The sequence below is a fragment of the Limisphaera sp. VF-2 genome, from assembly GCF_049537125.1.
In the GTDB taxonomy this organism is placed as follows: domain Bacteria; phylum Verrucomicrobiota; class Verrucomicrobiia; order Limisphaerales; family Limisphaeraceae; genus Limisphaera.
Window position 1 is genome coordinate 293,152 of record NZ_JBMVQY010000003.1, and the last position, 18,352, is coordinate 311,503.

Genomic DNA, 18,352 nt, shown 5'->3' on the forward strand with positions numbered 1-18,352 from the left:
CTTGTCGTCAGCCGGGGATCCGTCCGGAGTGACTGCCGCGGTTGATTCGGTGGCGGTTGCCGGTCCGGCGGAGGAATGGAGTGGGCAGGTCGAGCGCCAAGTTCAGTCTTTTTCTGCGTCGATTCCGGACTCTTCTGGGGCTACTGCCGACGGCGCGGGTGACGAGGTCGGTTTGGCAAAGGCTGATACTTTGCCCGTGGACCTCGAGCCTTCAGATGGTTTTGGGGCCCCGGGGGAGTTGTTGATGGTGGCTGTGGCCGGAGGGAGTGGAACGCTCCCGGACCAACCGTCCGGCACTTCGGACACTTCGGCAGTCGAGGCTTCTCGGACGACTGTGGCGGAGACCGACGCCACTCCGGAGTCGTCGGCCGAACTTGCTTCCCGGGATGTGGTTTCGCAGGAGCCTTCCAGTCAGCCAGATTTGAGCCCCCGAGTGGCCGAGCTGGTGGCGACCTTACGGGCTGCCAACGGGCCACCGGACTTTGACGCGGGCGAGATCCGTCTCACTCCCGATGTTCCGTTGGACTTGGGCGGTGGGGTGCTGTGGTTGTGCGATGGGCAGGTGCTCACGGGGAGTGGCACCGTTCTCGGGGGCATCGCAGGCGGTGGTGTGGTTCGTCCCGGCAACTCGCCGGGGCACTTGGTGGTGGGGACTTTCAATCCCGGCCCGGAGAGCGTAACGGAGATCGAGATCGAAGGGCTGGCCCAAGGTGTCAGCTACGATTGGATCGAGGTTACCGGGTCGGCGATCCTCGACGGCACGCTTCGAATCATTTTCAATCCCCAAGGCGGATACGTCCCGGCCCTGGGTGACACATTTACAGTGATCACCTGGCCGAGTGGCGGGCGAACTGGAGAGTTTGCCAACTGGTTGGGCACCGCCTCCATCCCCGGTCAGCCAAACTGGGCGCTGAAACCCGTTTACACCGCTACAGGTCTCCAGCTTCAAATCGTCCAAACTCCCTCCCTCGCTCCAGGAGCGGACACTGTTATTGCAAACGCCCTGGATCAGCTGGGGGCCGTGGGCAACTTTTTGGACAGTTTTGGCAGCTTTGCGCAGAGCCTGCCGTTTATAGGGTCGAGTCTGGGTAGTCTGGCCGACGCGGGCACTGCGATTGTCAACGGGCTGAAGCAGCGGCTGCAGGGTGTTCTGAGCAGCCTGCCCAGTGCCGCCACGGTTACGCGGACCATCGAAAGCTGGAACAACACCACCTTTAACGGGTTCACCTTCCGGGTGCGGGGCGTTTTGGCACAGTTCGGTGCCACCAGTTCCGATCCGATGTGGTGGGAGATGAGCCTGGAGTTGGAACCCACCGCCATCAACCAGGCCCTGCAAAACGTGTTGGGAGGGGTGTTCGGGGCGGTGTTCAGCGGGGCAGCCCCCACGGTGACGGTGCAGAGTGCAGCGGTCCTCGACCTTCGCATCGGGCGCCAGACGAGCGGCGCCTTGGTGGGGCTGGATGGAGTGGGAGCCAGGGCCCGGGTCAACGCCTCCGGGTTGGGCGGTTATGCGTTTAACTTCAGCCTCCCCACAGGTTCCGTCACTCTCAACGGCGGTGGAGGCACGGTGACGTTGACCGCTGGTGTAACGGCGGTTCCGGATGCGAGCATCGTTTCCGGCGGTTGGATAGCGTCCGGCACGCTCACCCAGTTGGCCAATGGCTCGATGCCGGTGGGCAACGCCTTCAATCTCACCAAGGCCGGCACCCTGGACGCTGCCTTCCCGCTGACGGGCAGCCTGACCTTCCTGGGGTTCACCCTGACCGGAAGCTACGTGGTGCGTGTGCAGTCGCCGGACCTGTTTGCGCAAGCGCCGAAGCTGAGTCTGGAGGTGAACAGCACCCTGACGGTGATGGGGCAGACGCTGACGGGGAGCTTCACGTTCGAGAACACGGGCACGGAAACCGTCCTGCGCGCGTCAAACGTCCTGTTCCAGTTGGGGGCGGCCGGCAACCGGGTGCTGAGCGTGCAGAACGGAACTGGAACTTTTGTCCTGTTGGGCGACGGGTTGGCAGGGACGCTGACGTTGGACTTTGCCCTGGGCCCGGCGATTCCCGGTCTCAGTTTGTCCGCCAGCGGCTTGACCCTCGCATTGAACACCTCCGCGGGGGCGGTGCCCACGATCGACGGAGTGGCGGTGAACCTGCCGGCCGGCCCTTACTTCCGAGTGGCCGGGACAGCCACGCTGGGGCTGACCAATCCCCAGGCCAGCTTGAACGGCAGTTTCGTGTTCGAACCGCGCGATGCGGATGGGAATCCGGGCAACGGTTATGAAGAAGTGGCGGTGGGCGTGGCCGGACTGGGCTTCAGTTTCACGGACGGTTCGCAACCGCTGTTGAATGTCAGCGATGGTACGGGCGCGCTGGTCTTCCGGAGCAGCGGCGTGGTGGGGAGTGTTTCGGCGAACGCCACCATCGCCGTGACCGGCGTCTCTCTGAGCGGCGGCTTCGCCGTGGCCCTGAACAACACGGCCACGGCTTACAATCAGACGATCAACGTCAACGGGATGTCGGTCACGGTCAACGTCCCGGCCGGCCCATTCCTGCGGGTCAGTGGTACCGGGGTTACGCTGACCGTGCAGGGCATTGGGCTGACGGGGAACTTCGAGTTCGAGCGGCGCCAGACCCTTACGGGGGGCGAGTGGGTGGTGACGGTGGCCGCCAGTGGCGTGTCGTTCAACTTTGGGGCGACGACCGCGAATGTCCTGACGGTCACCAATGGAAGCGGGTTGTTCCTCCTGACCTCGGGAGGAGTGGCGGGCACGGCCACGGCCACGGTGGGCCTGAATGCGACCGGGCTGACCGTCTCGGGCAGTTTCACGGTGCGAATCAACGACACGGCCGCGGCGGTCAACGAAACGGTGACCGTCGGCGGCTCGCCCGTCACGATCAATCTGCCGGCCGGGCCTTACCTGCAGGTGACCGGCAGCGGGGTGACCTTGAGCTTCCTGGGGGCCGGCCTGACGGGGGATTTTGCCTTCGAGCAGAAGACGACGCAGGCGGGGCGCAGGGTCATCAAGGTCAGTGCGGCCAACGTGGGCTTCTCTTTTGGCACCAGCCTGTTATCTGCCAGCAACGGGTCCGGCGTGTTTGTGATCACGGACGCCGGGATTGCCGGGGAGGGGCAGATCACCGTGGCTGTGAACGCTTTCGGCACGGGGTTCTCGCACACCTTCCAGTGGAGCTTCAACACCATGCCCGCGGCGTTCCAGGAAGTCGTGGGCAATCCCACTTCCTTGAACCTTCCGGCCGGGCCGTTCCACAAACTGGACTCCGGGCCGGTGCCGGTGACGATCCAGATCCCGGTGGGCTCGTACACGCAGAGCCTGGAGGGCCGGTTCATCATCGCTCTGGTGCCGGGTACGCCCCCCTATTTGACCGTGGCCGCTTCGGACGTGAATGCCACGATCGGAGCGGGTCCGGTGGGATTGAGCGTGGCCGGGGGGTCGGGCGCATTTGTGATCTACAGCACGGGCATTGCCGGCCAGCTCCGCGTCAGTAGTGCCAACCTGAGCGGCGCCGGTGTGCTCGGGATCACGGCCCAAAACCTGGAACTGCGGATCAACAACACCGGAGGGGACGTCGGCGTGCCCGACCCGGTGGTGGTGCCCATCAACGACAACCCGGCGGACGATGTCAGTATCCAGTTCAGCGGTTTGTATTATCACCAGTTCCTGGCGGTTACGGGGACGGCTCAGATCACGGGTCTGGCCAATGCCGTGGTGCTGGGCGGCAGCTTTGTGATCGAGCGGGCCGTGCTGGCGGGCCAGCCGGTTTTCAAACTGGGCGCGACCCATCTGCACTTCGCGTTGAAAGCCGGCAGTTTCACGGTGGTCTCCTTTGACCGCGGCAGCGGCGCCTTTGTGTTGAGCGGGGCCGGGTTGGCGGGCGAGGCGGATCTGCAGTTCGAGGCGGGTGTGGTGGGGTTGAGCGGATCGTTGGTCCTGAAACTGAACACCACGGGTGCTTTGCTCAACGCCACCCTGACGCTGCCGACGGGTTCGCGCACGTTGAACCTGCCGGCGGGCAATTACCTCGAGGTACATGTCGACGGGCATCTGCACCTGGGATCCCTGGCCCTGCCGTTCCAGTTGCTTGTGCGGGTCAGTGGCGGGACGGTGGAGTTTCGTCGGCTCAGTGACAGCGAGCTGCTGGTTTCCATCGACGCAGCGGGGAACCTCACCCTGGGACCGCCCCTGCAATCCCTGGTGAATTTCGACTTCGCCAAAGCGAGTCCCTTTGAGTGGGTGCAGTTCCTGCGCCAGCTGGGGGACTGGTTCGATGCCTTCGCACAATCCAGCCTGTTCGACGTGGAGATTCCCTTCACGGGGGGTGTGACCCTCGGCGACGCGTTCGACTGGTCCCAGCTTTTCGTGGACACGATTTACAAGTACATGGTCAGCGTGGAGCTCCAGTCGCGCGCGGTGTTCGAAACCACGGTGCACACCGGACCGCTGGCGGGGGCACAGCTCAAGATCCGGCTCGGCGAGGGTCCCGTGCAGACGCTGACGGTGACCGACACGATCGGCAATCCCAACAGCCGCAGTGGCACGGAGCTGGTGCAATTGCTGAACAACGCCATCAACGCGGCGGGTCTGGCCGCGCAACTGGTGGCGCGCATCAACAAGGACAAGCAGGTGGTCATCGCCCTGCGGGAAGACGAGATTGCCAAGGGCACGACCTTGAACCTGGTGGATGCGGACGGCGCCGCCTCCGGGCTCGGGTTCGGGCCGGGCGACGGGGATCCCACCACCAACGATCAAATCGGCGTCCTGACCGAGCGGTTTACCACGGAGGAGTTCTTCCCGGCGCTGGCGGATTTCTTGAACGACGGGCTGTTGGACGGGGATGGCGGGGTCACTTACGACCCGGCACGCCGCGTGTACACCTACCCGGTCAACAAGTCGTGGACCTACAACACCCAGCAGCTGTTCGGCTCCCCCACGTTGCCGTTCAACTTCAACCTGGCGCTCGGACCCATCGCAGGGGCGAGCCTCCAGGGCGCCCTGCAATTCAGTGCGACCGTCGGGTTCCAGTTCACCCTCGGGTTCGACCTCGGCGCGGCGGACGTGCCGCGGGTGTTCACCACCGGCACCGTGCCGGTGCCGGCCAACGGCCGGATCAGCGCCGACGCGCACTTCGGCATCTACCTCAACGAGGCCGAGCCGAACCCGCTGGGTACCTTCAGCCAGTTGTTCCCGCTGACGCTGACGGCCGCCAGTACGGCCACCAACAACAGCATACAGGACCTGGCAGCGGACCTGAACGCCCTGTTCGCCGCCACGCCGCATGGCTCCGGGACACTGGGTGACGTCCTGGTGGCCCAGGCCGCGGGTGGCAACCTGGTGGTCTCGGCGAAGCCCTCCCAGTTGGGGATCATCAACCGCATCGTGATCATCGCGCCGCCGCAGGATCCATTCGTCACCGAACTGGGCTTCGGCCATCAGCGTCTGGACCTGGACAACAATCCCGCCACGACCACCGACCAGGTGGCCCTCAGCATGGCCACCAGCCCCATGAAAGGGCTGTTCATCGAAAACGCCCAGCTCAGCGGCAGTCTCAGTGTGGTGACCGCTCCGCCGGGGATCAGCGGGACGCTCCGGTTCGGATTCGTGGAGGTGAACACAAGCGGCGGGGTCTTCGGGACCCTGGCGTACGACGGGGTCACCCCGGCGCCCATTGCCGCCACGGTCGCCCTGGAGAATCAAAGCACGGGCGAGCGCCGGTTTTACATCACCGAGTTGTTCAACAACACCTCCTCCAACCACATCGCCAACCTGGCGCCTGCATTCAGTTTCACGGGCAGCCTTCTGGCCCGGCTGGACAACATCACCGTGGGTGGGCTGGGCTTCTCTCTCCCGCTGACCAATCCGCAAGTGTCCGTGTGGATCCCGGACCTCACCCAGCTGCACTACAATCCGAATCCCTACGATCCGGCGACCAACAACAAGGGGATTTTCCTGAGCTATCCGAGCCTGGGCAGCCTGGAAAACTTTTCGAGTCTGAACTTTGTGCAGATCGTGCGGGCGCTGCGCACTCTCGCGGACAGCCTCAGCCGGCTCAGCGCGTTCTCGTTCCTGGATGAACCGCTGCCGTTCGTGAACCTCAGCGTCCACGACATGCTCGATTATGCCGGCCGGTTTGCGGAGTGGCTCGACGGCCTGAGCGGCGCGGGATCGCAGCAGACCCTGCAGAACACGCTGGCCGAAATGAAGCGCCAGATCGACCAACTGTTCCACTTGGATCCGAACGTTCTGACCATTTCGCTGGATGAGAACGGAGTCTCGGCCGCAAGCCTCGTCACCTCCGGGGGAAGCGCTTCCACGCCCAGCACCCTGCTGATCAACTTCAACGGCGACAACAACGCCTTCCGCATCACGGCCAACGCCAACGGCGCGCATCTGAACGGCTCCGTGGTGCGGATTGTGGGCGACAGCAGCATCACGGACACCTCCGCCCGCGCCACTTGGGATCCTGCGGTCAAACTGCTGACGATCCGCATTAACCCGGGCCGCACCACCGCCTCGGCCATCGTGTCGGCCATCAACGCCCTGAGCTCGCCGTGGAACGCCGCGCTGGCGCCTCCGGACAATCCTGCCTCCGGCAACACCGGGGCCGGCACCATCACCACGACCGCGCTCAAGTTCTCGCTCAATTTCACGACCGCTTACGCGAACGTCCTGCCCTTCCAACTGGACCTGCAGCAACTCCTCGGCCGGGTCGCCGGCGACAATCCCACCCTTCGGTCGTTCCTTCAGTTCGCCACCACGCTGGTGCAAATCCGCGGCGACGGCCGGCTCACCGTCAGTGCCAGTGCCAGTTTGCGACTCGACTTTGGCCTGGATGTTACCAACCCGACCAACCTCCGCGCCTTCTTCTATGACACGACGGGTGTCACGCTGCTGGCCCGCGTCGCGGGCACCGATCTCAACCTGGAAGCCTCGCTGGGTGCGGTCTTCGGGATCTTCGTCAGGAACGGCACGGTAACCCTGGATCAGGACGGCGATCCGGACACGGGTCCGACGCAAAGCGACCGCGGCGCGATCTTCCGGCTTGGGCTTCGGGACACGAACGGGGATGGACGGCTGTATTTCGACGAGAACTGGCTGAGCTCGGACAGCATCGATCTGCGGCTGGAGGGCGGGGTGAGTGCCCGGCTGCCGGTGTTTGCGCCGCTGGAAAGCACCCCCCTGGGCGGTTCGGCCGATCAAAACGGCGACGGCTACCCGGACCACCATCTGGTGGTGGAGATCCCCGACCTGGTGCGGCTGTTCCTCGACGAGGCCGTGTCCACCGTGGCCACGGGCACGTCCCGCGTCATCCGCTTCGCCGGCCTGCACAACGACCTGAACATTCAATCCAGCGGCTCCATCACGAATTATCGCATCGTTTTCCTGGACACCCTGAGCGGGAACACGGCAAGTGCCGCCTACAACCCCACCACAAATACGCTCACGGTCCAGGTGGATCTGGGGACCACGACCGCCAACGTGGCCCTGACGGCCATCCGAAACGCCACCGGTGCCGGCGGCGCCTTCAGTCCGAGCGCATTGACCGGCGACGACGACGGCGATCCCGTCACGGCGTCCAACAACGGCAACGGCAGGCTCGAAAATGTTCTGCTCATCGCGCCGGACTTCAGCCGGCTGTTCCAGGGTCTGGAGCTGTGCGATGTCATCGCCAACAGCATCGACGACATCCTGGCCGGTCTGGATCGCTTCCTGGGCTGGGTGGAGGATGGCCTCAACAGCATCGTGTACAACACGCAGTTGCCGCTCGTGGGCAACGGCCTCCGGGGCGCGGCCAATTTCATCGCGGACTTCCGGAACGGGCTGTTGCGCGAGCTGCGGGAGGAGGTGGAAGCCGCCGGGGGCAACGGTCTGACGGCGGTCGAAAACGCCATCAAAAAGGCCCTCTGGAACTCGCTGGGCCCCGGCGGCCTGGACCTGCTGGTGGATTACGAAACCGGCGAACCCTTGGACCCCGCGGCCGGATTCAGCCAGCTCGATGTGGTGTTGGATTGCGAAACGGGCCTGACGGTGAACCTCCGCCTGGCCCGCACGCTGGCTCTGCTCGACACCACGCAAAACCCAATCGATTTCCAGATCGGCGTTCCCGGCTTCGGTCTGCAGGTCGATGGCAATGTCGTCCTGTCGCTGGGCTTCGACTGGAAATTCGGCTTTGGCGTGGACCTGACCCACGGGTTCTACTTCAACACCGCCGCACCCGCATCGGCGCCCGAGCTCACCATCTTCTTCCGAGCGGAAATCCCGGGGCTGCATGCGTCCGGGCAACTGTTCTTCCTGCAACTGGACGTGATGGACGATCCGGAGGCACCCAGCTTCTTCGAGGGCGCCTTCCGCGTGGATCTGAAGGATCCAAACCACGACGGCAAGTTGACCGTGGCCGAGCTGTTCTCCAGCGGGACGCAGTTCGACGATATTTTGCATGCCGTTCTGGGGGCCGAGGCCAACGTCAACCTGAAGCTCATCGCCAGCTTCGGCGGTAACACCGCCTTCCCGCGCGTCCTGGCCGACTTCAAATTGCGCTGGGTGGCGAACACCGACCAAGGGGTCACCCCTCCGCAGATCGACTTCACCAACATCCAGCTCGATCTGGGCACGTTCATCAGCGACTTCCTCGGCCCGATCCTGAAGGAAATCCGCAAGGTCACCGAACCGATCCAGCCCCTGCTGGACATCGTGACCATGCGCCTGCCGGTCTTGTCGGATCTGGCCGGAGAGACGATCACCCTGTTGGACCTGGCCGCCACCTTCGGTCTGCTCGAGCCCTCCACGGTGGACTTCATCGAGGGTGTCATTCAGGTGGTCAACTTGATCAGCGACCTGGAGGGGTTGGGCGAGGGGACCATCCTGATTCCGTTCGGGTCGTTCCGCTTGCTGGAAGGTCCGGACGGACGTCGGAGCAGCATCCAGGCCTTGGAGGCGGTCGCCAGCCGGACCATGGCCGACATCGCCGCGGCGGCGCAGGCGGCCACCGGCCCCGGCGCCAGCAGTTCCTACAAAGCCGCCGTGGCCGGCTTTGCCAGCGACGTCGGAAGTCTCAGCAACTTCAAGATTCCTGTCTTCGAGAACCCGAGCGAGCTGTTCAATCTCTTCATCGGCGAGCCGGTCCGACTGGTCGAGTGGCGCATGCCCACTTTCCGGTTCCGGTTCACCTATACCCAGTCCATCCCCATCTGGGGCCCGTTGTTCGCGAAGTTCGGCGGGACCATCGGCGCCGACATCAACATCGGCTTCGGGTACGACACTTACGGGATTCAGAAGTTCATCAGTTCCGCCGACAAGAATGCGCTGGACATCCTCGACGGCTTCTATGTGCTGGACTTTGACGCCAGCGGCAACGAACAGCCCGAGGTGCGGCTGTATGGCGAACTGTTCGCCGGGGCCGAGGTCAACCTGGTTATTGTCAAGGCCGGCGTCCAGGGCGGCCTTGGGTTCGAGGTCACGTTCGACCTCAACGACATCAACGACGACGGCCGGGTGCGCGTCAGCGAAATCATCGCCAACGCCCAGCAGGATCCGCGCTGTATCTTCGACATCGAGGGTCGGATTTACCTGTTCCTGGAAGCGTTCCTGAAGATCGACCTGTTCTTCTTCAGCATCGACAAGACGTGGCGCTTTGCCGAGATCACGCTCTTCAGCTTCGAGATCACCTGTCCCGAGCCCGTGCTGGCGGAGTTCTCCGGCTCCGATCTGCTTTTGAACGTGGGGTCGCGGGCGGCGAACCGCCTGGAGATCGACACCACCGACGGCAGCGAAACCTTCATCGTCCGCCACGTCAGCGGCACGGCCGGGAGCGAGACCGTCGAAGTGCAGTGGGGCAACTGGAAGCAGACCTTCGAAAACGTCGGACGTGTGATCGTGCAGGACGCAGGGCAGGGAGACGACTACCTCGACTTCCGGGGCGTGCTCTCCACCGTGGAGGTTCGCGGCGGCGCGGGCAACGACACCATTTATTTGGGCGACGGTCCCAACTCCAAGGCCTGGGGCGACGACGGGAAGGACGCAATCTACGCCAGCACCAACGGTGGAGTCGCCGGTGTCGTCCTGTATGGCGGGTCGGGCAACGACACCCTCACTGCCGGCGCCAGTGCCCTGAGAATCTACGGCGGGCCCGGCCACGACACCATCTTCGGCAGTTCGGAGGCCGACGAGCTATACGGGGACGACGGGTCCGGCAACGCGGCCGATGGGAACGACACGATTTACGGCCGGGCGGGTGATGATCTGATTCGTGCCGGCGCGGGCAATGACATCGTGTATGGCGAAGAGGGGCACGATTGGATCCGCGGCGACGGTGGCAACGACGTCCTGTACGGTGGCCCGGGGGACGATGTCCTCGCAGGCGATGCCGGCGACGATAAACTCTATGGCAGTGCCGGAAACGACTTGCTGGTGGCCGGTGCGGGCAGTGACTGGGCCAACGGCCACGGTGGTATCGACCTGCTGATCGGCGACGAGGACCCGGACCTGCCAATCACCATCAACGGCCTGGCCATCCATCAGGCCAACCTGGCCGCGATCCGTGCCGCCCTTGCCGCCATTCCCGGCGCCGGGATCACCGTCCGGAACATTCCGGGCGGGGCCAGCACCTTCACGGGCAACGACCTCCTGATCGGTGGCGGCAATGTGGATGTCCTCTTCGGCGGCCCGGGCAGCGATCTGTTGTATGGCGGCAATTTCATGAACCACGGCGACTCTTCCGTGGTGGAGGAGGATCACAACGACTTCTTCGACGGAGGGCCGGGGGATGACACGATCTTTGGCGACGACGCCATGGGCCGCACCGGCGAACGGGACACCGGCATCGCGATCGAATCCGCGATCTTCTTCGATCTGAACAAGAACGGGGTGCGCGATGCCGATGAAACCGGGTTCGGCGGAGTGACCGTCACCCTGTATCGGAACGACGGGTTGCTGATCGGTTCCACCCGGACCGAGGTGGACGGCTCCTTCAAATTCACCGGCCTGGATCCGGATCGGTATTACCTGACCTTCAGCTTGCCGGCGGGTTTGACCTTCATCCCGCAGTTCGGCGGCGGCGCCTCGCAGGCCGAGGAAGCGGCCAATGACAGCGATGTCCACCCCAGCGGGCCTCTGCAGGGCCGCACGCCCGACTTCCAGCTCACCTTCGACGAGACCGAACGCAACATCGCCGCGGGTTATGAGGGAGATCCGGTGGTGTCGGTCCACTCCGTCTCCGTGCTCGAAGGCAACGCCGGTGAGACCCGCGTGACCCTGACCGTCACCCTCTCCGGCCCGCAACGGACGCCGGTGACCCTCGATTACACCACCGCGGACGGCAACGACGGCAACCCGATGCGCAACGCCACCGCGGCTTCGGGCGATTACCTGCCGGCTTCAGGTACGCTCACCTTCGGCCCCGGCGAGACTTCCAAGACCATCAGCCTGGTGGTGCTGGGCGACCTCACCTATGAAGAGCATCAGCAGTTCCGGGTCCTTTTCTCCAACCCCAGCGCCGGCATCCAGCTGCCCGCCTCCTCCGCGCAGGTGCTGGTCACCATCCTGAACGAGGATCCCGTTCCGGTGATCAGCATCGGTGACTACGTGCCGCCCTCGACCCTGCAACCCGACGGCACCCGCATCTACACCGTGCCGGAGAACACCACGGCGGAGTTCGTGATCTCGCTGTCCAATCCCAGCGAGTATGCGATCACGGTACAGTATCTCGTGGATTCCGCGTATGATTGCGGGTGCGATCCGAACCCGGCGAAACCGTATCCGCTGTATGCGGACGGCGACTATGTGCAACCGGCCCCGGGCACGTTGACCTTCAATCCGGGAGAAACCGCCAAGAAGATCACCGTGTCGTTCCGTCAGGACAGTTTGGATGAGCCCGATGAAAGCCTTTACGTGGAGTTGTTCAACCCCGCGTACGCGCGCATCGGCGACCATCGCGGCTACGGGATTATCCCGGATGACGACGGTCCGGTCAGCGTCTCCATCCACGCCCTCGGGGTTCCCGGCACGTTCTTCACCAGCCTGTTCGAGCCCGATGCCGGTTTCGCCCTGGTGCCCGTGCAGATCAGCCTTTCGGCTGTCAGTGGCCAGAAAGTGACCGTGACCTATGCCACGAGTCCCGGTACGGCGGTCGAGGCTGTTTACTCCGGCGACCTCCACAACGGGCCGGATTACGAGGCCAATCCAAACGACAACATGCCCGTCGCCGATCAGGTCCTGGTTTTCCAGCCCGGGGAAACGACCAAAACGATCTACGTCAAGGTGTTCGGTGATCTGCGGGATGAGCCTGACGAGGTCTTCTTCGTCAACCTGCTGAGCGCTGAACACGCGGTGATCGCCGCCGATCCGCTCACCCAAAGCAATCATTTCACTGTGATGATCCGGGACAATGACGGGCCGGTGGCCGTGGATGCCGGTCCCTGGAATGTGTACTTCGGGAGCACCACGTTCACGGTCCAGGAGCCCGCCTCGGGCACGACGTACGCCCTCATCACGCTGCATCGCGCGCCGGGGAGCTCGCAGCCCGTGGCCGTGTTCTTCACCGCCAACGGCACCGCCGCGGCGGGCAGCGATTACGGGGCCATCTTCCGACAGGTGGTGTACTTCCAGGGGAACGAGACCACCAAGACCATCCGCGTGCCCATCTTCGCCGACGGGCTCTCGGAAGGCGACGAAACCGTGTTGTTGTTCCTGCGCAATCCCACGGGCGGCCCCGTCAAGGGCAGTCCCGACGCTGCCACGTTGATCATCCGCGATGCGGATCTGCCGGTGGCCTCCGTCCATCCCGCATTCGTGACGGAAGGCACCGGGGCCGGCACGACCACGGCCAGCTTCACCATCCAGCTCAGCAAGCCGGCTCCGCCCGGCGGCGTGTTTGTGGACTGGACCACCGTCAACGGCACCGCACGGGCCGGACTGGACTTCGTGGCCGCCTCGGGCACCGCATTCATCCCGGCCAGTGCCACGTCCACGGTCGTGTCCGTGCAGATCGTCCGGGATGGTCAACCCGAGCTGACCGAGCGGTTCGGGGTGCGGCTCAGCAACCCGATTCGGGCCACGCTCGCTTCCCAGGGCGCCGTGGGCACCGGCACGATTTACGATGATGATCTGGTCCCCGTGGAGGGCCTGGTCTTCCACGATGTCAACGGGAACGGATTCCTCGACCTCGGCGAGGCCGGCATTGCCCATGTGAAGGTGACGGTCACCTGGATGCAAAACGGCGCGCCGCAAACCGCCGACGTGTGGACCGACGCCTCCGGCAAATACACCCGGCCGGTGACTCTCGGCCCGGTCTCCATCACCGTGGACGGCACCACGGTCAAGTCGGCCTGGCAACAGGGCTTTGGCCCCTACCTGTTGATGAAATGGTCCGGGAGCTGGACCAACACCACCCAGAACGAGACGCAGGCGGAAACCTTCGACGGCGTGGTCGGGATCTCGCCGTTCACGCCCGTGGGTTACAAGAACAGCTTCAGTCTCCATGTGCCCGCTGACACGACCAGAGAAGCGGGCCGTGGCGGGACCGATGACACGATCTTTGGCGGTCCGGGCAATGACCGCCTCGACGCAGGCGGAGGCGACGATCACGTGGTGGGCGGCCACTGGCAGACGGCCACCGACGCCAACATGCCGGTGAACAAACTGGTTTACGACGCGGTGGTCGTCGTGGTCACGTCCAGCACCGACCTGAGCGCCGTCTATGGACTGCCTCCCGGAAGCACGCTGCATCCCATTTACGATGACGGCCCGGTCTTTGCCGTCACACCGCCCTCTTTCCCGGGTCAGATCCGCGGGGAAATCTGGCGAGACCTGAACTTGAATCATGTTCAGAACGGCACCGACCCGCTCTTTACGGAGGGCGTTTTGGTGACCCTGCTGGATGCAGCGGGCAACCCGGTCAACGCGGTGTTCACCACCACCGGCACCTATGCCTTTACCAATCTCTACATTGATCCGGCCCAGCCCAGCCAGTACGTGGTCCAGTTCGAGTTACCGGATGGATTCACCTTTGTGGATCCCAACGTGGGGGATGGCAATCCGGCCGCCGACGGCTCGACCACGGACAGCGACGCGGAGTTCGTCAACCGCACGCGCGTCATCACCCTCACGGCCGCGGCGCCGACGAAGACCACCGTGCACGCGGGCGTGGTGCCTGCCGGACAATACGCCAATCCCGGCAACTTCCAGTTCAGCCGCGGCACCTACAGCGTCTCCGAGGTCCAGCCGGGCTACGTGGAGGTGGTGATCCTTCGGGGTGTGGCCACGTACCCCGCGGTGGTCGTGGTGAAGACGTTCGACGGTACCGGGCCCAATGGAGCCGTCTCCGCCCCGCCGGCCACCCGCAATTACACCGCCACCACCGCCGTGCTCACCTTCGAGATCGGTGAGACCGTCAAGGTCGTCCGCATCCCGGTGCACAACCGGAACCTGGGCTTTACCGAATTTCGGTACTTCACCGTGACGCTGCACGATGCCACCGGCCGTCCCTACGACACCGCCACCGTGTACATCGTGGGTCAGGGCAATCCCACCATCACCGACGACGACTCCATCCTGGGTGGAGTCGATTGGGACATCATCCTGGGCGACTCCGGTCACATCCCCGGCTATGCGGTCACGGCCACTTGGGCCGACATGAACCTGCCGCAAAAACTGGGCAATCTCCTGCGCTTTGGTGGGCCTGGTCGGGATGCCGTGGATGCCGGCCTGGGCGCCGATTTCATCGATGGCCAGCTCGGCGATGACCTCCTGGCCGGAGGCGACGGCGTGGACATCGTGCTGGGCAGCTTGGGTGACGACCAGATTACCGTGGGGCAGGGCGATGATGACGTCCGCGGCGACCACGGTCAGGATACGATCATTTCCGTCCGACCGGTGCCAGGTATCGTGCTGATGCCGAACCGACTCATCCATCAGCAGCTTCAGCTCGGCACCTACGTGACGCTGAACGAGCACAAGCTGCAGGATCAGTTCGAAACGGCCCGGCTCACCGGCGATGCGCAGGCCAACCGTTTCGACCTCAACGGCTGGACGCGAACAGCATTTGTCGATGGCGCCGGCGGGCAGGATACCCTGCTTGTGACCAACGACACCGACATGGTGCTCAAGGATGCCACCTGGATGGAGCGACTGTTCTGGTTGCTGTGGGCAGGATTCCCGAAAGACGCCGCCCTCAGCCTGCCCAACGGGGCCACCTATCACCTCGCTTCTCTGGAAAGCGTGACCCTGCGGGGTGGTCCCGGGGCCAACGTGATCAACGCTTCGGCCTACTCGCGGCCTGTCACCATCGTGGCCACGCCGGGCAACGATACTTACCTGGGCGGCAGTGGCGACGACACCTTCTCCTTCGACGCCGACGCGCCCCTGGGCACCGTTACCGTGACGGGCCATGGCGGACATGACACGTTGAGCTTTGCGGATACCGCCCTCGCGGTCACCGTGGATCTGGCGATTCTGAACACAGCCCAGGCCATCAATGCCAACCTCATGGTGGTGCTGAAAGACGAACTGGAAGGCGCCATCGGCGGCAGCGGCAACGACTTCCTCTACGGCAATGCACTGGACAACCTGTTGTTGGGCGGCCCGGGCGACGACCGGCTGGAGGGCCGCGCCGGCAGCGAGACCTACGCTTTCGACACCGACGATCCCTGGGGCAACGAGACCATCGTGGAGTCGATCAGCGATCCCGGCCACGACCTCCTCGACTTCTCGGGGACCTCCACGCTGCCGATTCATGTGAACCTCGGGATCCTGGGCACGTTCCAGGCCGTGAACACGCATCTCACCCTCCGCATCGTTGGTGAGGGGATCGAAGAGGTCCGGGGCGGTGCGTTGGATGATGTCCTCCGCGGTAACGGCAATCATAATGTCCTCCGCGGTGGGCCGGGCGACGACCTGCTGGACGGCAAGGGAGGCAATGATCAGCTCGACGGTGGGCCCGGCAACGACGTTTTGTTGGGCGGGGAGGGCCTGGACCGGATCGACGAAACCGGCGATACCGACTTTACCCTGACCAACACCCGGCTCATGCGCGGCACCGGCGAAGAGGATCGCCTTGACAGCATTGAAATCGCACACCTCACCGGCGGCTCCTCGAACAACCTCTTCACCCTGACCGGATGGACCGGCCAGGGCAGTCTCCACGGAGAGGGCGGGATCGACACCCTGGTGTGGGCGGCCGATGCGGACTTCCTGCTCAGCGATACGAGCATCAGCATGTCCCTGGCCTCGGGACCCATGATGCTCGGCTCCATCGAACAGGCCCGGCTCACCGGCGGCGAAGGGCCCAATTTGCTCGATGCTTCCGCCTTCTCGGGCCGCGCCATCCTGAGCGGCGGCCTGGGCAGCGACATCCTCCGCGGCGGCGCAGGTGCTGATCTCCTCTACGGCGGGCCGGGCCATGACATCTTGAGCGGCGGCCGCGGGAACGATTTGCTCGACGGCGGTACCGGCAACAATCAGGTTCTTGAAGATCTTTCCGCGGCCACCTGGCCCGTGGAGTTCGTCGCACAGAATCACCTGCTCTTCATCACGCAACGGGATCCCGTGGCGGCCCCGCCCGACGAATCCATCTTCGAAGTGGACCGCTTGCTGGGCATCCAGAGCCTGGTTCTGATCGGCAGTCCGCAAGACGACGGGTTCGATGTCAGCGGCTGGACGGCCGGTGCGTTGCAGATCCAGGGAGGTGGCGGCAATGACACCGTCCGCCTCCAGGTTCCCGAGCCGCCCCTGCCGGCGCCCGCTGGCGCGACCGTGACCCTCACCGCCACGGGCGTGACCTTCTCCGGGGGCCTGGGCACGATTGCCCTGAACTCCATCGAGCAGGCCATCCTCACCGGCACGGATCGCGACGAGGTCTTCGACGTGTCGGCCTTCCCGGGCACTGCCTGGATTTATGCCCGAGGGGGGGATGATGTGCTGCGGGATGGACCCGGACCGAATTGGCTCGAAGGCGGCGCCGGCAACGACCGGTTCCTGTTCGTGCCGAACGGACAGGTCGGGACCGACTTCAACGTGGTCATCGGCGGCGACGGAACGGACACGCTCGACTTCTCCGCCTTCACCGTGGGCGTCACCGTCAACCTCGGTTCGCTGAATGTGGCTCAAACCGTCGTGTCCGGGGAGCTCCAACTCTACTTCCTCAGCGAAGACCTGGAGAACGTGGTCGGCGGCAGTGGGCCCGACACCCTGACGGGCAACAGCCTGGACAACCTGCTGACCGGTGGCCCCGGGAACGATTCCCTCGATGGCGCTGGTGGCACGGACACGGTGGCGGAGACGGCGGATGCCAACTTCGTTCTCACCAATGCGTCCCTGTCGGTGGGAGGGCACACCGACATGCTCCTTTCCATCGAGAAAGCCCTGCTCACGGGTGGCCCGGGCAACAACACACTCAATGCCTCGGCCTTCACAGGTTCTGCGACCCTGTTGGGCGGCGACGGGGACGACACCCTGATCGGCGGTGCGGGTGCGGACATCCTCGTGGGCGGCCGTGGCAATGACCTGCTGCGGGGCGGCGCCGGCGATGACACTTACCGCTTTGACGTGGACGGGGCTCTGGGCAGCGATACTGTCGACGAACTGCCCGGCGGCGGCACCGACATGCTCGACTTTGCGGAGACCACCACCGTGGGAATCACCGTCAACCTGTCGCTGACCTCCCTGCAGGTGGTCCACGCCACCCATCTCAGCCTGACTCTGATGCATGGCGCGGCCATCGAGTACCTTTGGGGAACCGCGCGGGCGGACGTGCTGATCGGCAACAGCCTGGACAACATTTTTGTGGGCGGACCGGGCAACGACCTGATCCAGGGCGGTGGCGGTGCCAATGATGCCATTTATGAAGTCCGCGACGCCGACATGGTCTTGACCGATACAACGCTGACGATCGGGTCGGAGACCGACACGCTGAGCGGCATCCTTTGGGCCATCTTGGTGGGTGGCGACAGCGCCAACGTGCTCGACGTCACCGCCTTCACTGGTCGGGCCTGGCTGTTGGGTCAGGGTGGCAACGACACTCTCTACGGCGGCAGCGGCAACGACATGCTCAGCGGCGGGGACGGTGACGACACCTTGCGCGGCAACGGCGGCAACGACGAACTGCACGGCGGCCGCGACAACGATGTTTACATCTTCGATCTGAGCTTCAACCAGGGCACCGACACCGTCTACGAAGCCCCTGGCGAGGGTTATGCCGACACCCTCCTCGGCATCGGGCTGAGCGGTTTGGTGGTGAACCTCCACACCACCAGCCCGCAAAGCTTCCTGAACCTGGTTTTGATCCTGAACACGGCCTCCACGGTCGAATACTCCTTCTGAAGCGACCCATGACCGACAGTTTTCCCAACC

At 64.4% G+C, this 18,352-nt stretch carries 1 protein-coding gene; it reads left to right on the forward strand.

Going from position 1 to position 18,352, the window contains the following annotated elements:
• Positions 1–334 precede the first annotated feature (334 nt).
• Positions 335–18,322 (forward strand): Calx-beta domain-containing protein, encoded by a 17,988-nt coding sequence (locus ACPDIT_RS11245; protein WP_423443822.1) that lies wholly within the window; start codon positions 335–337, stop codon positions 18,320–18,322.
• The last annotated feature ends 30 nt before the right edge of the window (positions 18,323–18,352 follow it).